The organism is Sphingobium yanoikuyae (genome assembly GCF_034424525.1).
GTDB classification, from domain to species: domain Bacteria; phylum Pseudomonadota; class Alphaproteobacteria; order Sphingomonadales; family Sphingomonadaceae; genus Sphingobium; species Sphingobium yanoikuyae.
The window spans coordinates 1,902,200-1,919,493 of sequence record NZ_CP139979.1 but is presented as its reverse complement, the minus strand read 5'-3'; the positions used below and the strand labels follow the sequence as shown (position 1 = coordinate 1,919,493).

Annotated in this window: 18 protein-coding genes; 11 read left to right on the top strand and 7 right to left on the bottom strand. The window is 65.6% G+C overall.

The window, feature by feature from the left end; genetic code table 11:
• Positions 1-73: 73 nt before the first annotated feature.
• Positions 74-1,189, top strand: coding sequence for an IS110 family RNA-guided transposase (locus U0025_RS08835; RefSeq protein WP_004206949.1), 1,116 nt, complete (start codon positions 74-76; stop codon positions 1,187-1,189).
• Positions 1,190-1,430: 241 nt separating this feature from the next.
• Here the strand turns inward: U0025_RS08835 and U0025_RS08830 are convergent, their stop codons facing one another.
• The 5 genes from U0025_RS08830 to copC form a co-directional block, all read right to left on the bottom strand.
• Complete coding sequence (locus U0025_RS08830) at positions 1,431-1,847, bottom strand: MerR family transcriptional regulator (protein ID WP_010336581.1); 417 nt, start codon at positions 1,845-1,847, stop codon at positions 1,431-1,433.
• Complete coding sequence (locus U0025_RS08825) at positions 1,844-4,201, bottom strand: heavy metal translocating P-type ATPase (protein WP_004206948.1); 2,358 nt, start codon at positions 4,199-4,201, stop codon at positions 1,844-1,846. Before U0025_RS08825 ends, U0025_RS08830 begins: the two co-directional genes overlap by 4 nt.
• Positions 4,202-4,308: 107 nt before the next feature.
• Positions 4,309-4,983, bottom strand: a complete 675-nt coding sequence (locus tag U0025_RS08820; protein WP_004206947.1) for a class I SAM-dependent methyltransferase — start codon at positions 4,981-4,983, stop codon at positions 4,309-4,311.
• Between the two features lie 36 nt (positions 4,984-5,019).
• Positions 5,020-5,964 carry a copper homeostasis membrane protein CopD gene (copD, locus tag U0025_RS08815; RefSeq protein WP_007406374.1) on the bottom strand — a complete coding sequence of 315 codons (945 nt, stop codon included), beginning with the start codon at positions 5,962-5,964 and terminating at the stop codon, positions 5,020-5,022.
• 4 nt (positions 5,965-5,968) lie between these two features.
• Positions 5,969-6,346: a copper homeostasis periplasmic binding protein CopC gene (gene copC / locus U0025_RS08810; protein ID WP_159365914.1), complete on the bottom strand. Its 378-nt coding sequence runs from the start codon at positions 6,344-6,346 to the stop codon at positions 5,969-5,971.
• A 132-nt stretch (positions 6,347-6,478) separates the two neighbouring features.
• On the opposite strand from copC, the gene U0025_RS08805 reads away from it, so the two are divergent.
• From U0025_RS08805 to U0025_RS08765, 9 genes are all read left to right on the top strand, one after another.
• Positions 6,479-6,751 carry a hypothetical protein gene (locus U0025_RS08805; protein WP_010336583.1) on the top strand — a complete coding sequence of 91 codons (273 nt, stop codon included), beginning with the start codon at positions 6,479-6,481 and terminating at the stop codon, positions 6,749-6,751.
• Positions 6,751-7,188: a periplasmic heavy metal sensor gene (locus U0025_RS08800; protein WP_029547545.1), complete on the top strand. Its 438-nt coding sequence runs from the start codon at positions 6,751-6,753 to the stop codon at positions 7,186-7,188. Before U0025_RS08805 ends, U0025_RS08800 begins: the two co-directional genes overlap by 1 nt.
• Positions 7,185-7,751, top strand: coding sequence for an RNA polymerase sigma factor (locus U0025_RS08795; protein WP_010336585.1), 567 nt, complete (start codon positions 7,185-7,187; stop codon positions 7,749-7,751). Before U0025_RS08800 ends, U0025_RS08795 begins: the two co-directional genes overlap by 4 nt.
• 66 nt (positions 7,752-7,817) lie before the next feature.
• Positions 7,818-9,770: a copper resistance system multicopper oxidase gene (locus tag U0025_RS08790; RefSeq protein ID WP_323156770.1), complete on the top strand. Its 1,953-nt coding sequence runs from the start codon at positions 7,818-7,820 to the stop codon at positions 9,768-9,770.
• Complete coding sequence (locus tag U0025_RS08785) at positions 9,767-10,954, top strand: copper resistance protein B (protein ID WP_004212733.1); 1,188 nt, start codon at positions 9,767-9,769, stop codon at positions 10,952-10,954. Before U0025_RS08790 ends, U0025_RS08785 begins: the two co-directional genes overlap by 4 nt.
• 90 nt (positions 10,955-11,044) lie before the next feature.
• Positions 11,045-11,518 (top strand): DUF305 domain-containing protein, encoded by a 474-nt coding sequence (locus U0025_RS08780; protein WP_004212732.1) that lies wholly within the window; start codon positions 11,045-11,047, stop codon positions 11,516-11,518.
• Between the two features lie 59 nt (positions 11,519-11,577).
• Positions 11,578-13,113 (top strand): PAS domain-containing sensor histidine kinase, encoded by a 1,536-nt coding sequence (locus tag U0025_RS08775; protein WP_323156769.1) that lies wholly within the window; start codon positions 11,578-11,580, stop codon positions 13,111-13,113.
• Positions 13,103-13,726: a response regulator transcription factor gene (locus tag U0025_RS08770; protein WP_004212728.1), complete on the top strand. Its 624-nt coding sequence runs from the start codon at positions 13,103-13,105 to the stop codon at positions 13,724-13,726. Before U0025_RS08775 ends, U0025_RS08770 begins: the two co-directional genes overlap by 11 nt.
• A gap of 81 nt (positions 13,727-13,807) precedes the next feature.
• Positions 13,808-14,215: a response regulator gene (locus U0025_RS08765; protein WP_021245219.1), complete on the top strand. Its 408-nt coding sequence runs from the start codon at positions 13,808-13,810 to the stop codon at positions 14,213-14,215.
• 61 nt (positions 14,216-14,276) lie between these two features.
• Here U0025_RS08765 and corA read toward each other — a convergent pair whose 3' ends face one another.
• Both corA and U0025_RS08755 read right to left on the bottom strand, forming a co-directional pair.
• Positions 14,277-15,245 (bottom strand): magnesium/cobalt transporter CorA, encoded by a 969-nt coding sequence (corA, locus tag U0025_RS08760; protein WP_004212726.1) that lies wholly within the window; start codon positions 15,243-15,245, stop codon positions 14,277-14,279.
• Between the two features lie 449 nt (positions 15,246-15,694).
• Positions 15,695-16,525, bottom strand: a complete 831-nt coding sequence (locus U0025_RS08755) for an SDR family oxidoreductase (RefSeq protein WP_021245217.1) — start codon at positions 16,523-16,525, stop codon at positions 15,695-15,697.
• Between the two features lie 69 nt (positions 16,526-16,594).
• Here U0025_RS08755 and U0025_RS08750 point away from each other — a divergent pair, with 69 nt between their 5' ends.
• Complete coding sequence (locus U0025_RS08750; protein ID WP_004212724.1) at positions 16,595-17,161, top strand: TetR family transcriptional regulator; 567 nt, start codon at positions 16,595-16,597, stop codon at positions 17,159-17,161.
• Positions 17,162-17,294 lie beyond the last annotated feature (133 nt).

The window sequence follows — 17,294 nt, the reverse complement described above, 5'->3', positions numbered from 1 at the left end:
CCATGACTGCCAGAGCCTCGGAGGCTCGAATCTGAGATGCTGATGATGGATTTGTCAGCAGCGGAGACGAGTCATGACGGAGACGGTGAAATACGTTGGTCTGGACGTTCATAAGGAAACCATTGCGGTCGCGGTTGCCGATGGGGAACGCGGAGGCGAGGTGCGTTTCGTCGGCACGGTCGCCAACGAGGACGATGCGATCAGGAAGCTGGTCAAGCGGCTGACTGGACCGGGCGTGACGTTGAACGTCTGCTACGAAGCTGGTCCCTGCGGGTATGGCTTGCATCGGCTGCTGACGAAGCTGGGACAGAATTGCATCGTCATCGCCCCCTCGATGATGCCGCGGCGCCCGGGTGACCATGTAAAGACGGACCGGCGTGACGCGATGACCCTGGCGCGGCTGCTACGCGCTGGCGAACTCACCGCAATCTGGATACCGGACGAAGCGCACGAGGCGGTACGCGATCTCATCCGCGCGCGACGCAGCGCGCAAGATGATGCCATCGGAGCCAAGCAGACAGTGCGCAGCTTCCTGTTGCGTCATGATCGTCGTTTCGGCGGCAAGGCGGCCTGGACGAAAATGTACTGGCGGTGGTTGTCCGAGCAGCGGTTCGATTTTCCCCACCAACAGCTGGCATTCGAGGAAATGCAGAAGCGGGTGCTGGAGGCGCAGGCACGGGTTGGGCGCTTAGAAGCGGCGCTGACTGAAGCGGTGGACGCATGGTGTTTTGCGCCGCTGGTCCGCAATCTACAGGTCCTGCGCGGTATCAGGCTGGTCAGCGCTGCGACGCTGGTCGCTGAAGTAGGCGATCTCACCCGCTTCGACAATCCCAAGCAACTGATGGCGTATGTCGGCTTGGTGCCGTCCGAGCACTCCAGCGGCGCTCGGACCAAACGGGGCCGGATCACCCGCGCGGGCAACGCGCAGGCACGAACCATGCTGATTGAGGCGGGCTGGTCGTATCGACTGCCCGCTCGCGAGGAACGACGCTACCGTGAGCGGGTCATCGACTTGTCCGAGGACATCCAGGCGATCGGGTGGAAAGCGCAGGTTCGCCTGTGCCAGCGCTACCGTCGCCTGGCGGCCACGGGCAAGCCTCAGCCCAAGGTGACCACCGCGATCGCGCGTGAACTGGTCGGCTATGCCTGGGACATCGCCCGTCGGGTGTCGCCGGCGATAGCCGGCTGATCCACCCACGACATTAACGAGAGGAGGCGCCAGCGCGCCAACTGCATAGCCTTGGCCGGCGTGCCGCGGGCACCCGACTGTGATGGGCAATCCACGGTGTACGGTGGGGCAGGTTCGTCCGACGCCCGAACTTAGACGGAGGATAGGCCCAGCGACGGATACGGGTAGTGCGGTAATCAACCCGCGGATGAGAGCATGATCAATCGTCGTCGATCAGGCGCCCGCGGCACACCCGCCAAGGTCAATGCGACCGCTGGTCTCGAGGCCAGCGAAGGAGTAAACTCGGCCAGCGTCTCGGATGGCAGTCATGAGAGCGTATATCTGTGCCCGTTTTATGTGACGCCCCCGTGTTGCGCAAACTGGTCAAGGCTTCGGCCTTGCGTTGAAGCTCTTCAGCCCGAGCCAATGCGAGGGTCTTCACCTCCGAACTTGCCCGTCCAATATCTGCCCAAAGGCCCAACAGCGTGCGGATCTCCTCGATCGGGAAACCGAGATCGCGGGCATTTGCGATGAACCGCAGGCGATGGAGATCGCGCGCGCCATAGTCGCGATAGCCCGCACCCCGGCGTGGCGGCGCCGGGATGAGGCCGATCTTCTCATAATGGCGGATCATCCGCTCCGAGACCCCGCTTTGCTTCGACGCCTCCCCGATGTTCACAGCGCTTTCCGGTTGAGGCGCAGCGCGTTGGTGACCACGCTGACCGAGGAGAGCGCCATGGCGGCGGCCGCGATGATCGGCGAGAGCAGGATGCCGAACAGCGGATAGAGCGCGCCCGCCGCCACCGGCACCCCGGCGACATTGTAGATGAAGGCGAAGACCAGGTTCTGGCGGATGTTGGACATGGTCGCCTGGCTCAGCCGCCGTGCCCGCACAATGCCCATGAGATCGCCCTTGAGCAGCGTCACGCCGGCGCTCTCGATCGCGACGTCGGTGCCCGATCCCATTGCGATGCCGACATCGGCGGCAGCCAGTGCGGGGGCGTCGTTGACCCCGTCGCCGGCCATCGCCACCACGCGCCCCTCGCTCTTCAACCGCGCGACGACGGCACTCTTCTGGTCGGGCAGTACCTCGGCTTCGACATCGTCAATGCCGAGCCGCCTTGCCACCGCCTCTGCTGTGGTGCGGTTGTCGCCGGTCAACATCACCACGCGAATGCCTTCGGCCTTGAGTGCGGCCAGGGCCTCCGGCGTCGTCTGCTTCACGGGATCGGCGATTGCAAAGGCGCCGCCGACGGTGCCGTCGACGCCGATGAAGATCGCGGTGGCGCCATCCCGGCGCAGGGCGTCGGCCTGCTCCGCCAGCGCGTCGGTTGCTATGCCCTCTTCCGAGAGGAACCGCGCATTACCGAGCACGATCCGGCGGCCGTCGACGGTGCCGAGCGCGCCGCGTCCGGTGGGGGAATCGAAGTCGGTGACGTCGCTCGTGGGGATGCCGCGATCCTTGGCGGCCTCGACGATCGCCAGCGCGAGCGGATGCTCGGAGGCCCGCTCGACCGAGGCGGCAAGCCGCAGCAGTTCGGCTTCGTCGAAGCCGGGCGCCGGCACGATCTGGGTGACGGCAGGCCGGCCTTCGGTCAGCGTGCCGGTCTTGTCGACGACGAGCGTGTCGACTTTTTCCATATGCTCGAGCGCTTCGGCATTCTTGATGAGGACGCCGAGCCCGGCGCCGCGGCCAACCCCGACCATGATCGACATCGGCGTGGCGAGACCCAGTGCGCAGGGACAGGCGATGATCAGCACGGCGACCGCCGCAACCAGCCCGTAGGCGAAGCGCGGCTCGGGGCCCCAGATGCCCCAGGCGATGAACGCGACCACCGCGACCGCGATGACCACGGGCACGAACCAGCCCGACACCTGATCGGCCATGCGCTGGATCGGCGCGCGCGAGCGCTGCGCCTCGGCGACCATCTGGACGATGCGCGCCAGCATGGTGTCCCGGCCAACCTTGTCGGCGACGATAACGAGCGCGCCGGTCTGGTTGAGCGTGCCGCCGATCACCGTGTCGGCCTTGGCCTTGGTGACGGGCATGGACTCACCGGTGACCATCGACTCGTCGAGCGAGGAACGGCCGTCCTCGACCACGCCATCGACCGGCACCTTCTCGCCGGGACGCACACGCAGGCGGTCGCCGACCGCAACGAGATCGAGGCTGATTTCCTCTTCACTGCCATCGGAACCGATCCGGCGCGCGGTCTTTGGAGCAAGGTTAAGCAGCGCCTTGATCGCGCCCGAGGTCCGCTCGCGCGCGCGCAGTTCGAGCATCTGGCCGAGCAGCACGAGGACAGTGATCACCGCGGCCGCCTCGAAATAGACGGCAACCATGCCGTCCTCTCCGCGGAAGGCGGGCGGGAACAGCTGGGGCGCGAGCGTCGCGACGACGCTGTAGATCCAGGCGACCCCGGTCCCCATCGCGATCAGGGTGAACATGTTGAGGTTGCGGGTCTTGAGCGAGGCCCAGCCACGCTCGAAGAAGGGCCAGCCCGCCCAGAGCACGACGGGTGTCGCCAGCACGAACTGGATCCATACCGAGATCGACATCGGCACGAGGCGATGGATCGCGGGAAAGAGATGCGCGCCCATCTCGAGGATCAGCACCGGGAGGGCCAGCATCAGGCCGACCCGGAAGCGCCGTGTGAAATCGACCAGCTCATGGCTGGGGCCGCTGTCGGCAGTCACGGTCGCGGGCTCGAGCGCCATGCCGCAGATCGGACAGGATCCGGGATGGTCCTGCCGGATCTCTGGATGCATCGGGCAGGTCCAGATCGTGCCTTCGGGCGCCGCGACCGGCGGCGCTGGCGGGCCGAGATAGCGCTCGGGATCGGCGATGAATTTGGTCCGGCAGCCCGCGCTACAGAAATGATAGCGTTCACCGCCATGCTCGGCTTGATGCGCCGTGGTCGCCGGGTCGACGGTCATGCCGCAGACCGGGTCCTTGACGCCGGTCGCCGCTTTCGCGGCGCTGTGGCCGCCGCAGCAACCGCCGCCATGCGCCGCTCCATGTGTCTCGTTCATCGCCTTGCTCCTTTCGACGCCTGACGATCTAGGGTCTGACACCGTGTCAGGGTCAATACGTAATCGCCTAAGCGGACAAATCGGCGGGCCCGTTCGCCTGGCCGCCATCAGCCAAGGTCATTGGCAACCGTAAGGCCGTGGTCCTGCGCCGGTCGATGCGCCGTAAACAAGTCGATCGCGCCGGTGATGGTCAAAAGCCAAAACGTCTCGGCCACATGCCTGAAGCCGGCCGCCGCGATCAGGCCGGGGAGCACGCCGTCGGCATTGGGCCGGGTATCATCGATGCCATCGAGCCGCTGCACGGTCAGGCGGAAGGCAAGCCGCATGAAACCCTGCTGGCGGCCATAATCGGCGATCACCAGGCGCCCACCCGGGCGCAGCATGGCGAACATGGCGCGCAGGGTTGCCGCCTTCTCCCTGACCGGCATCTGATGCAGCACGAGACTCGACACGACAGCGTCGGCGGTACCCGGGGCCACGTCCCTGGCAAATCCCTGACGCCAGTCGATATCGGCCCGCCGCACAGCGGCCTTGTGCCGCGCGATGTCGAGCGCCTCGGCATCGGGATCGAGACCGATCACCTGCGTCCTGGGCTCGGCTTGCTTGAGCATCAGCGCGAAGCTGCCGGTGCCACAGCCGACGTCGACGACCGTCTCACCGGCTTTGGGCGCCAGGGCGGCGAGCATGGCGGCACGCCACCGCTTCTCCCGCGTCCACAGGCGGATCGCGCGATCATAGTCTTTCGTCGATCCGGTCCCGAGGGGCGGGGTGTAGGATTGCATAGGCTTCTCCCAACGCGAGGCGTCCGAAACGATAAGCTACATCGACATGGGCGGCGATAGTGTCCCCAGCCAGGCGACGAGCCCGAGAATGACGATCGCAAGACCGCCTTCGACGACGAGGCTCGCGCGCAGCAGCGCCTGCGCCCGTGGCGCGTCCTCTTCCTCGATCGCCTGCGCAAGTGCCGGGGTCAGGCGATAACGGTTGAGCGCGGCCAGGCCCAGCATGCCGGCGAACAGCAGCAGCTTGGCGATGAGCAGCAGGCCGTAGGTCGACTGCCCGAGCGAGGCGATGTTGCCCGGACCGACGAGGAACCAGCCGTTCACCGTCCCGGTCAGGATCAGCAGGGCGACGATGATCGTGCCGACGAGGGAGAAGCCCCGCAACGCTTCCTCGGCGAGCGTGACCCGGTCCATGTCTTGAGCGGCGAGATCGTCGGTTGCGAGCCTGGGAAGTACCAGCGCGAGGAATGCGGCAAGCGCGCCGACCCAGGCGCCGGCGGCGAGCAGATGGATGAGATCGGCCCCCAGTTGCAGCCAGCCCGCCTCGCCTTCGCCAGCCGCGCCATGCCCACTCCAGGCGAGGGTCGCGAGTGCGACCGCGCCTGCCAGAGTGGAGGCGATGAAGGCAGGACGGGATTGCCGGCGATAGAAGGGGATGGAGAGCAGAAGAACGAGGAGCGCGACGAGGCGCGCCTTCAGCGCCGTTCCCATGGACGTGCCGTTGAACAGCTCTGCGACCATGGAAAGATCAGGCTGGGTGAGCGGCAGCCCGGTCATGGCCGCTGCCTGCAACGCGAACCCCAGCGCCGACAGCAGGAGGGCGAGACAGGCGAGACCGGCCACCATTGCTACCATCGGCAGATGCCGCTGTACCATCCGGCCGCCGCCGGGCGCATAGAGCGCGAACAGCGGCAGGCCGAACAACAGGCCGAGATCGACGTAGAGCGCCCAGCGGACGGCGACGAGTGCCACGTCGTTCATGGCGTCACTTGACGGTAAAGGCGAGATTGCCCTGGATGCGGTGCGTGTCGGTCGAGACGACGTGCCAGGCGACCTGATAGCTGCCCGCCATGAGCGGCTTGCCGAGCGTCAGCACGAGCGTCTTGTCGCCTTCGACGGACGTCTTGAAGCCGGTTACCGCCATGCGGTGGTTGGGCATGCCGGGCATGCCGGTCATCACGATCTCGGCGCCCGACAGCTTCGGCATCAGACCTTCACTGAAGGTGAGCGTTATACGCGACGGCGCCGGGACGCTGGCGTTGGCGGCGGGCGTCGAGGACACGAGCTTGGGATGGGCGTAGGCCGGAGCCGAAACACTCAGGCCGACGGCGGCGATGGCTGCGAGCGGCGAAAAGAAGCGCATTTGGACATTCTCCTGTCAGTGACATGAGAGAATACGCAGCCGCGACCTGCACCCCTCGCAATTTTCTTTTTGTTCCCGGACAAGGGTTGCCGGACCATCCTGCGTATTGAGAAGTGAAGACGGAGAAACATCATGGACCACCTCGACGACATGCTCAGCCGGTTGCGGGAAGCGCCGCTCGATCCCCGGCTTGCCGGGCTGGACAGCCGCGTCATGGCCGAGATCGCCCGGCTCCAGGCCATGCCCCGCCTGAGCGCCACGACATTCGGTATCGCCGCGGCAGCAGCCTTGTTCCTGGGAATTGCCGGCTCGGCCGTGCCTGTGCGGTCGACCGAAGCCGGGCCGATATCGCCCTTTGACGCGCGGCCCGCGCTCGCTCCTTCGACGCTGCTGAGTTCACAATGATGCGCGACCGCCGGCTCCTGCTCCTCGTCCTGCTGACCTTTGCCGCGGCGATCGCCGGTGTGGTCATCGGCCGCGTCTATGTGGTTCCGGTGCGCCCGGTCGAAAATGAGTTGCACGACCTGCTCCATCGCGATCTGAAGCTGGACACCGCGCAACATAGCCGTCTCGAGACGATCGAGAAGAACTATGCGATCCGGCGTCAGGCACTGGAGGCCGAACTGCGCGCCGATAACGCGCGGCTCGCCGAGGCGATCGAGGCGGAGCATGGCTATGGTCCTCGGGTTGCAGGGGCGGTGGATCGCTCGCACCAGGCGATGGGCGCGCTGCAGAAGGAAACACTCGAGCATATCTTCGCGATGCGGGCCGTGCTGCGCCCGGATCAGACGGACAAGTTCGACGACGCCGTGGTGAAAGCGCTGACGGCCGAGAAAAAATGACGCTCCACCTCCCCGACTGCTCGGACGGGGAGCTTGCGGCTCTGGCGCTTGCAGGCCGGCAAGCGGCCTATGGCGAGCTGGTCCGCCGGCATCAAGGTTGGGTGCACCGCCTCGTGCGCAGCCATGTCGGGAACCGCGACGAAGCGCTCGACGTGACCCAGGCGAGCTTCGTCGCCGCCTTCGCCGCACTCAACCGCTATGACGCTGCGCGACCCTTCCAGGTCTGGATGTCCCGGATCGTCATCAACAAATGCCATGACTGGCGGCGCCGGCGCGCGGTCCGGAACTTCTTCTCCATGGCCCTGCCGCTGGGCGAGGCGGATGACGTCGCCGATGAGGCGCCGCTACCCGACCAGGCAATCGGCGCCGAGCAGCAACTGGCAGAGGCGATGAAAGCGATCGCCGCCCTGCCCGCCTCTCTCAAAGACACGCTCATCCTGCGGACGATCGACGAGAAATCGGAAGCCGAAACCGCCGAGATTCTCGGCATCAGCCAGAAGGCAGTCGAGACCCGCCTCTACCGCGCCCGCGCACGCCTCGCGGAAATGTTGAAGAAAGTTTGAGGGGGATGAGGCCACGCTGCGTATTTCCAATAGGTCCGCCCTCTTTCTTAAAGCTGAGACAACCGAATGATTTCTGCTCTCGACCGCCGCCAGTTCCTCCGCGGCGCGGCCCTCGCCGGCGGCGGCGCAGCATTGTCAGCCTGGCTGCCGGCCTGGGCGCAGACGATCTCGCCGGGGATGCGACCGACGCTGCCGACCGTGTCGGGCGAAGACATCACGCTCACCATCGCCCGGCAGTCGATGACCATCGACGGGCGCAAGTTCCGGGCAATCGGCCTCAACGGCACGGTCCCCGCCCCGCTGATCCGGCTGCGCGAGGGCCAGCGCGTGCGGCTCAACGTCATCAATCAGCTGGAGGAGGACAGCTCGATCCACTGGCACGGGCTGATCCTGCCGGCCAATATGGACGGTGTGCCGGGCGTGTCTTTTCCGGGCATCAAGCCGGGCTCGAACTACCTCTACCAGTTCTCCGTCGTGCAAAGCGGCACCTACTGGTACCACAGCCATTCAGGCCTGCAGGAACAGGAAGGCCATTACGGCCCGATCATCATCGATCCCGCCGGTGCCGATCCGGTCGCCTATGACCGCGAGCATGTCATCGTGCTCGCCGATCACAGCGCGCTCTCGCCGCAGGCGATCTTCCGGCGCCTCAAGGTCAACCCCGGCCATTTCAATTTCCAGCGCCAGACCCTGGCCGGGCTCCTGTCGGGCAAGGATCAGCCGCTCAAGGACCGGCTCGACTGGGGCCAGATGCGGATGGACCCGGCCGACATCTCCGATGTGACCGGATCCACCTACACCTATCTCGTCAACGGCCATGGTCCGATGGACAACTGGACCGCGCTCTTCACCCCGGGCGAGCGGGTGCGGCTGCGCGTCATCAATGCGTCGGCGATGACCACCTTCAACGTCCGCATTCCCGGCCTGCCGCTCAGCATCGTCCAGGCCGACGGGCAGAATGTGATGCCGGTCACCGTCGACGAGTTCCAGATCGGTGTTGCCGAGACCTACGACGTCGTTGTCAGCCCAGGCGATGACAAGGCCTACACCCTTGTCGGCGAGGCGATCGACCGCTCGGGCATGGCGCGTGCCACGCTTGCGCCCCGCGCCGGCATGGCCGGCGAGGTGCCTCCCTTACGCAAACGGCCGCTCGCCGACATGAAAGACATGGGCATGGACATGTCCTCGATGCCGGGCATGGAAGGCATGGACATGTCGGGCGGCGCGATGCGGGGCGTCGATCCCACAGCCGAGAAGAACGCCTCCGCGCGCCTCGCGACCGGCGCGGCGGCAGCTGTGGCGACCATGGACCACAGCGCCATGGCGGGCATGGACCATTCGGGGATGGATCATTCCGCGATGAGCGGGGTGGATCATGGATCGATGGCCGGCATGGACCACGGCGCGATGGGCGCCGATGGCCAGATGGCGGGCATGGATCATGGCGGGCACGCGATGGGCTCGATGAAGATGCGCGATTTCTCGAACGCGCCGCAGGTGAAGCGCGACCCGAGCGTCCAGACCATCTCGCCGATGCCCGTAGACCGCACCGGCGAGCCCGGCCAGGGCCTCGCCGACGTCGGCCACAAGGTGCTTGTCTACAGGGACCTGATGGCGCTCGATCGCAATCCGGACGTGCGCGCGCCGAGCCGCAGCATCGACATTCACCTCACCGGCAACATGGAGCGGTTCATGTGGTCGTTCGACGGCGAAAAAATGTCGGACCATCACGAGCCGATCCCCTTCATCGAAGGCGAGCGGGTGCGCGTCAATCTCATCAACGACACGATGATGGGGCATCCGATCCATATTCACGGGCATTTTTTCGAGCTGGTGACGGGGCATGGCGATCACAGCCCACGCAAGCATACGGTGATCGTCCAGCCGGGCGGCAAGGTGACCTGGGACTTCACCGCCGACGCGGTCGGCGACTGGGCCTTCCACTGTCACCTTCTCTACCACATGCATGCAGGGATGATGCGGGTCGTAAGCGTCCGTCCGAAGGGAGATGCCCAATGACCCGCATCCTCACGCCGCTGGTGAGCGCGATCGCCCTTCTCTCCGCCGCGCCCGCCTTTGCCCAGGATCATTCGATGCACGACATGCCCGGCATGGCGCCGCCGGGCGGGGCGCGGCCGGCGCAGGAGAAAAAGAAGGACAAGGCCGCCGCGCCGCGCCCCAAGCCCGCTGCCGGGCCGCGCGCTCAGAAGCCAGCGCCGGACGCCACCTCGGCGATGGACCATTCGCAGCACCAGGCCAGTCCTGCGCCGCAGGGAGATGCCGCCGGTCAACCGCAACCCGCTTCTCCCGCGATGGCGGAGATGCCGGGCATGGACCACTCCCAGCATCAGGACGGCGCGATGCCGGACATGCCCGGGATGGACCATTCGCAGCATGGCGAGACCGCCATGCCCGGAACCTCCGCCATGCCCGGCATGCAAATGACCGGCACGGCGCTTCCGGCCGGCAATGCGCCCCCGCCGCCTCCCCCAAGCGACCACTTCGCCGATCGTGATTTTCCCGGCGGCGAGATGGCGCGCTCGCGCGACATCATGATGAAGGATAGCGGCGGCAACAATTTCGGGCAGGTGCTGCTCAACCTGTTCGAGTATCAGGCGCATAGCGGCCGCGATGGCTATCGCTGGGATGGCGAAGGCTTTTACGGCGGCGACATCAACCGGCTCTGGCTCAAGAGCGAGGGCGAAGGCGAGTTCGGCCGCGGCATCGACAGCGCCGAGGTGCAGGTGCTCTACAGCCGGGCCATCGACCCCTATTTCAATCTTCAGGGCGGTATCCGCCAGGACTTCGGCCGCGGGCCCGACCGCACCTACGCGACGATCGGCGTCGAGGGCCTGGCTCCTGGCATGTTCGAGGTCGAAGGCGCGCTGTTCCTCTCGACCAAGGGCGATGTTCTGGGCCGGGTCGAGGGCTATTACGACCAGCGCATCACCCAGCGCCTGATCCTCCAGCCGCGCGCCGAGGTCAATTTCGCCGCGCAGGATATTCCGGAGAACGACATCGGTTCGGGGCTGGTCAACATAGAGCTCGGCGCGCGCCTGCGCTATGAGTTCAGCCGCCAGTTCGCACCCTATATCGGCGTCTCTTATCTGCGCAAAGCCGGCGACACGGCGCGGCTGTCGAGGCTTGCCGGCGAGGACGTCCATGCGACCAGCTTCGTCGCCGGCGTTCGCTTCTGGTTTTAGCATCAGGACGGCTGATGGCGGGGGCGAACAGGAGAGCGGGGCGTTACACTCATACCAAGGTCGGCCGGCGCCGAGCGAAGGAGATACGCCATGGACCATTCGTCCCACATGAACACCCGGAAGATGGGCGCCTATTGGAGCCTTGCCGTTCAGACCGTCATCAGCGGCGTCATCATGTATCTGGTGATGTTCGTCATGATCGACGGGCTCGACAGCTTCTACAACAACCTCAACATGCTCTACATGACGCTGATGATGGTCGCGCCGATGGTGGTGCTGATGATCGTCGCCATGCGGCACATGTTCGCGTCGAAAGCCGCCAACATCGCGCTGATCGCCGCGTCGCTGGTCGCCTTCTTCGGCAGCTTTGCGCTCATCCGCACCCAGACCACGATCGGCGACACGGCCTTTCTGCGCTCGATGATCCCGCATCATTCCGGGGCGATCCTGATGTGCCAGGAAGCAAAGCTCAGCGATCCGGAAGTCATCCGGCTTTGCGAAGCGATCAAGCGCTCGCAGCGGCAGGAAATCGACGAGATGAAGGCCATACTCGCGCGGCGGTGAGTGGCACGGTCGGGCTACGCCCGGATCCGTGCGCCCGGCCAGGCCCGTGAGCCGGGACGATGGTCGACACGAGGCGCGGGCCGGACGAGATTGCCAGCGACGTAGCGCGGCTTGCGCCGCTGTTCCTGCGACAGGCTGGCGGCCACGTCCTGACGCTGCTCGATCCTGCCGGGATCGTGCTGAGCTATAATGAAGAAGGCGAGCGTGCCGAATGCTGGCCCCTCGATCGCGTCCTGGGACAGCCCCATGACCTGTTCTACCCGCCCGACGAGATTGCGGCCGGCCGCCCGTGCGCAGACCTGGCGGCCGCCCTTCACGAAGGCACGCTGGAGCGCGAAGCGTGGCGGGTCTGCGAGAACGGCGCGGAATATCTCGCGCGCCTGACGATCAGCGCCCTGTTCGAAGGCGACACACATCGAGGCTTCGCCTGCATCAGCCGCGATGTCACCGACGAGGCGGCGGTCCGCGCATCGATCGAGACCCGCAAGCAGCATCTGCAATCGATTCTGGCGACGGTGCCGGATGCGATGATCATCATCGACGAGACCGGCGCCATCACGTCGTTCAGCGCAGCGGCACAACGCCTGTTCGGCTACAGCGAAGCCGAGCTCGTCGGCCGCAACGTCTCCTGCCTCATGCCCCAGCCCGATCGCGACCGGCATGACGAATATCTCGCGCATTATCTGCAGACCGGCGAGCGCCGGATCATTGGCCTCGGTCGCGTCGTGGTCGGCCAGCGCCGCGATGGCTCGACCTTCCCGATGCAGTTGTCGGTCGGCGAGGCCGGTGAAGAGGGCCAGCGGCTTTTCACAGGGTTCATCCGGGATCTCACCGCCAAGGAGCAGGATGAGCTCAGGCTCAAGGAACTGCAGGCAGAGCTGGTCCATGTCTCCCGGCTGAGCGCGATGGGCACGATGGCCTCGACCCTCGCGCATGAGCTCAACCAGCCGCTTGCCGCGGTCGCGCTCTATCTCGAGACGATCCGCGACATGCTCGACGAGCGGGACGACGAACCCTTCGTGTCGCTACGGTCCGTGATGGACGATGCGGCACAGGAAACGCTGCGGGCCGGCCATATCGTCCGGCGCCTTCGCGATTTCGTCGCCCGCGGCGAGGTCGACAAGAGCCTCCACGAGCTGCCGCAGGTCATCGCCGAGGCGAGCCAGCTCGCGCTGGTCGGCGCACGCGAGCGCGGCATCCGCAGCTTCTTTGCGGTCGAGCACGCCGCGACGCCGGTTCTCGTCGACAGGGTGCAGATCCAGCAGGTGCTGGTCAACCTGATGCGCAACGCCATCGAGGCGATGGCGGCGTGTCCTGTTCGCGACCTCAAGGTAGCGACCAGGTTGCGCCCTGACGGGCTGATCGAGGTGACCGTGGAGGATACCGGCCCCGGCATCGCCGACGAGGTCCGGGAGCAGCTCTTCACGGCGTTCAAGTCGACAAAGGCCGACGGCATGGGCCTCGGCCTTTCGATCTGCCGGACCATCATCGAAGCGCATGGGGGCCGTATCTGGATGGAGCGCCCCGACCGCGGCGGCGCGCGCTTTCATTTTACCTTGATCCATGCGCGGGCGGAGGAGGAACATGGGGGATAGACGCGTCATCCATCTGGTCGACGACGAGGAGAGCATCCGCAAGGCGGCGAGCTTTGCGCTCAAGACCGCGGGCTACGACGTCGTGACCTATGCCTCGGGCGTGGAGTTTCTCAAGGAGGCGAAGTCGGCGGCCGTCGGCTGCGTCATCCTCGACGTGCGCATGCCCGAGATGGACGGTCTCGAGATTCAGGCCGCCATGGCAGCACGCGGGGTCAATATGCCGGTCATCGTCCTGACCGGCCATGGCGACGTGTCGGTTGCGGTGCAGGCCATGAAAGGCGGCGCGGTCGACTTTCTCGAGAAGCCCTTCGAGAAAGCCGCCCTGCTCGGCGCCGTCAGCCGCGCGTTCGCGCGTCTCGACGATGTCGACTTTCGCACTCTGGAAACCTCTGAAGCCGGCGTGCGGGTCGCTGCACTGACGCCCCGGGAGCGTGAAGTGCTGGAAGGGCTGGCGAACGGCCTGCCCAATAAGACGATCGCCTATGACCTGGGCTGTTCATCGCGAACGGTCGAGGTCCATCGCGCGAGCCTGATGGCCAAGCTCGAGGTCCGCAATTTGTCCGAAGCCCTGCGGATCGCCTTTGCCGCGGGCATGGGCCGCAAGCCGAAGTGACTGCGACCTCTACGTAGCGACGGGACGAGGCGCGATATGCGATCGATGGTGCAATCGTCACACGGGTGTCCGCTTCTCGCAATGCCATCGGTCCGTTCCACTCAGCATGATGGCAGATACACCATCCTCGTCTCCGACGACGATCCCGGCGTGCGGCGTGGCCTCCAGCTGCTGCTGAGATCGCGCGGCTATGCCGTGTGGGGATATACGACCGGCCGCGCGCTGTTGGCCGACCCCCGCGCGAAGGAGGCGGACTGCGTCATCCTCGACTATCGCATGCCCGACATCGACGGATTCGCGATGCTGCGTCACCTTCGCGAGATCGGATGGTCGGGACGGGCCATCATGATCTCAGGCTTTCACGACACGCTGCTGGCCTCGCGGGCCGCCGAGGCGGGCTTCGATCACGTTCTCGCAAAGCCGTTGATCGGCAGGGCTTTGCTCGATGCGTTGGACCGGCACCGCGCCGAGACGCTTCGAAAGCATTGAACTGTGGCAACCTGCCCCCGGCGGCCTCAGCCCTGCGCGATGTGGACAGCGGTCAGCGACGTCAAAGCCAGTGGTTGCGTTTGAACCGGATGTAGAGTCCGATGCAGACCGCAGCGATGACGCCGAGGATGACGAAATATCCCCACTGCGTCTTCAGTTCGGGCATATTCTCGAAGTTCATCCCGTAGATCCCGGCAATCGCGGTAGGCACCGCGAGGATCGCGGCCCAGGCGGCGAGCTGACGCGTGATCGCACCCTGGCGCTGCTGTTCGAGCAGGTGACTCGCCTCGAACACCGAGATCAGGATGTCGCGGATGCCGGTGATGGCGCTCTCAACCCGGAGCATGTGATCGAGCAGATCACGGAAATAGGGTTTGGAGGCCTCATCAAGCCGCGGAAGCTGCAGGTTCACCAGCTTGCGACCGACCTCGAGCATGGGTCCGAGCACGCGCTGGAAGCGGACGAGCTCACGCCGCAGCGTGAAAATCCGGGTCACCTCCTCGCGGGTGAGAAAGGCTGCAAGCATGCGCTGCTCCATCTTGAGGACGTCCTCCTCGATCGCCTCGACGATCGGGAAATAGCCATCGACGATGAAGTCCAGAATGGCATGGAGCACATAGTCCGGGCCCTCGCGCAGCAGGTCCGGCGTGATTTCGAGATGCGCGCGAAGCTCGCTGTGCGAGCGTGCCGAACCCTGCCGAACGGTGATGAGGAAATTCTTGCCCAGGAAAATCGCGGTGGAGCCGTAGGCGATATGATCGCCTTCAAGATGTGCCGTCCTGGCGACGATGAACAACTGGTCACCGTAGACGTCGAGCTTGGAAATCTGGTGGCCGTTGCCGGCATCTTCCACGGCAAGCGGGTGAAGGCCGTAATTTCCGGCGATGTCGGCAAGTTCTGTTTCGCTGGGCTGGGAGAGGCCGATCCACACAAAGTCATCCTTGGCGATATGCTCGCACGCCGGATCGATCAGGGTCACCGGCCGCAGCCGTTTGCCCTCGTGATAAAGAAAGGCGGCGACGACGCTCATGGCACTTTCCGGTGCCGCCACCTGCGGCGGCGACCGGAAGCCGTGTGCCTCGCCCATTGAGACGCGTGCACAAGCAGGCGCGCCTCGCCCTTTAACCCCAGTCGCAGGAAGACGAAGGCGGCGCGCAGCAATTCGAGCGAGAGCTTATAGAAGATGCGGCGGAGCGTTGGGTTTCGCAGAAGGCCGCTCCCGTTCATGACGCGCGTGGCTGGGCGGCGCGCTGCCACATCAAGGGCACGCAGACTGCGAAGGTCCGCGCACCCTTGATTGGCGACCGCGAAGGTTTTCCTCTCTTGCGATGGTACCAAGCGATTGCCCGTTTGGCGCTTCGGCAATCGTGTCGGATGGCTATACCTAAGTATCGGATAGCGGCGCTGACGACAGGGGTTGCCGGGCCCCGGTGAGGCGCATCGCACCGCGCGGAGACGAAAGCTGGAAGACGGGAAAGCTCAACTGTCGAAAGCGACCGAGCGCGCGAGCGCTTCCTGGGACTGCAGAAAGGCGAGCCGCGATTGCAGCGCCGCCTGGACAACGCCGAAAGCGTCACCCCCCAGAGTCACGCGCAGCGGCGGATGGTCGCTGGTTGCGACATCGACGATCGCTTGCGCGATCTTTTGCGGGTCGAGCGTGTAGAGCTCGTTTCCGGCGGTCTCGAACATCTTGCGGATATCGCCGGCGGGCGTATCGCGATAGGCGGCGATCTCGCTGGCGAATTGCAGGTTGTGGCTGAAGCTGGTGCGCGCGCCACCCGGCTCGATCAGCGTCACGAACAGGTTGAAGGGTTCAAGCTCCTGGCGGAGGCATTCGCTGAAGCCCTCCAGGCCCCATTTGGCCGCATGATAGAGACTGCTCGTCGGAAGCGAGCCCTGACCGCTGGCGCTGGAGATCTGGATGATCCGGCCGCTCCCGCGCAGGCGCATCGCGGGGACAAAGGCGCGGGTGATGTGGATGGGCGCCATGAGATTGAGCGCGATCTGGCCTTCGACCTCGGCGTCCGACATCTCTTCGGTGGCGCCGATCACGCCGCCGCCGGCGTTGTTGACCAGAATATCGACGGGTCGACGCGCCTGCGCCCGGGCCACGACCGCAGCAATATCGTCCTTGACCGTGACGTCGAGCGCTTCGACGCGCAGCTGGCTCGGATATTTCGCCGCAAGGTCGTCGAGGCTTTCGGGCCTGCGAGCCGTCGCGGTAAGGTCGTCGCCCGCGGCCAGGATCAGTTCGGCCAGATGGCGGCCAATGCCGCTGGACGCGCCCGTGAGAAACCAGTGATTGGACATATGCTGCTCCATATATTACCAACTGGTAGGTAACTTCATATGTGGAATGCGTCAATGCCGGGAGGTGTGATGAAGGAACGAACCAGGCGGAATGCCGCACAGAGCCGCGAGACGCTCCTGGCTGCAGCGACCGAGGAGTTCGCGTCCCATGGGCTGGCGGGCGCGCGGATCGATCGCATTGCGCAGGCGGCGGGTATCAGCAAGCCGATGCTCTACACCTATTTCGGGGACAAGGAGGCGCTCTTCGATGCCGCGCTGACGCAGGAAGTGATGGACGCGGCGCAGGCCGATCGCTTCGATCCCAATGATCTTGAGGGTTATGCGGGGCGCACCTATGACTTGCTGGTCGAGCGCCCGCGCTTGTGGAGGCTGCTGACCTGGCATCATTTGGAGCGTGGCCAGGATGTTCTGATGCTCCCGGCCGGCGAGGTCCTTCTCGGGGAGAAGCTGGACGGGATCGCAGCGGCGCAGGCCGAGGGGCGGATCGTCGCCGACTTCACGCCCATGGACGTCGTCCGGCTTGTCGCCGCCCTCACCCAGCTCTGGTGCATGACCGGAGCCGCACGCGACGCTACCGAGCATGCGGCGCGCAGGGCGACGATCATGCGGGCGGTGGGGCGACTGCTGCGCGTGTGATCGTGCGAGCCGCGCGTTGCCCGCCCGCGCGCCGATCAGGACACAGCAAGCTCCATCGCACCCCGCGACATTACCCGACCGCGAAGATACGGCGGCTCATCTGCTCGCGCTGCCCGTGGACACGGCGGGCCGA

What these genes read in the sequence shown, in the direction of transcription:
- U0025_RS08750 (WP_004212724.1), top strand. Translation starts at nt 16,595, where the DNA reads ATGAAGGAACGAACCAGGCGGAATGCCGCACAGAGCCGCGAGACGCTC.
- corA (WP_004212726.1), bottom strand. Translation starts at nt 15,245, where the DNA reads ATGAGCGTCGTCGCCGCCTTTCTTTATCACGAGGGCAAACGGCTGCGG.
- copD (WP_007406374.1), bottom strand. Translation starts at nt 5,964, where the DNA reads ATGAACGACGTGGCACTCGTCGCCGTCCGCTGGGCGCTCTACGTCGAT.
- U0025_RS08755 (WP_021245217.1), bottom strand. Translation starts at nt 16,525, where the DNA reads ATGTCCAATCACTGGTTTCTCACGGGCGCGTCCAGCGGCATTGGCCGC.
- U0025_RS08835 (WP_004206949.1), top strand. Translation starts at nt 74, where the DNA reads ATGACGGAGACGGTGAAATACGTTGGTCTGGACGTTCATAAGGAAACC.
- copC (WP_159365914.1), bottom strand. Translation starts at nt 6,346, where the DNA reads ATGCGCTTCTTTTCGCCGCTCGCAGCCATCGCCGCCGTCGGCCTGAGT.
- U0025_RS08820 (WP_004206947.1), bottom strand. Translation starts at nt 4,983, where the DNA reads ATGCAATCCTACACCCCGCCCCTCGGGACCGGATCGACGAAAGACTAT.
- U0025_RS08785 (WP_004212733.1), top strand. Translation starts at nt 9,767, where the DNA reads ATGACCCGCATCCTCACGCCGCTGGTGAGCGCGATCGCCCTTCTCTCC.
- U0025_RS08790 (WP_323156770.1), top strand. Translation starts at nt 7,818, where the DNA reads ATGATTTCTGCTCTCGACCGCCGCCAGTTCCTCCGCGGCGCGGCCCTC.
- U0025_RS08800 (WP_029547545.1), top strand. Translation starts at nt 6,751, where the DNA reads ATGCGCGACCGCCGGCTCCTGCTCCTCGTCCTGCTGACCTTTGCCGCG.
- U0025_RS08825 (WP_004206948.1), bottom strand. Translation starts at nt 4,201, where the DNA reads ATGAACGAGACACATGGAGCGGCGCATGGCGGCGGTTGCTGCGGCGGC.
- U0025_RS08805 (WP_010336583.1), top strand. Translation starts at nt 6,479, where the DNA reads ATGGACCACCTCGACGACATGCTCAGCCGGTTGCGGGAAGCGCCGCTC.
- U0025_RS08775 (WP_323156769.1), top strand. Translation starts at nt 11,578, where the DNA reads ATGGTCGACACGAGGCGCGGGCCGGACGAGATTGCCAGCGACGTAGCG.
- U0025_RS08795 (WP_010336585.1), top strand. Translation starts at nt 7,185, where the DNA reads ATGACGCTCCACCTCCCCGACTGCTCGGACGGGGAGCTTGCGGCTCTG.
- U0025_RS08765 (WP_021245219.1), top strand. Translation starts at nt 13,808, where the DNA reads ATGCCATCGGTCCGTTCCACTCAGCATGATGGCAGATACACCATCCTC.
- U0025_RS08780 (WP_004212732.1), top strand. Translation starts at nt 11,045, where the DNA reads ATGGACCATTCGTCCCACATGAACACCCGGAAGATGGGCGCCTATTGG.
- U0025_RS08770 (WP_004212728.1), top strand. Translation starts at nt 13,103, where the DNA reads ATGGGGGATAGACGCGTCATCCATCTGGTCGACGACGAGGAGAGCATC.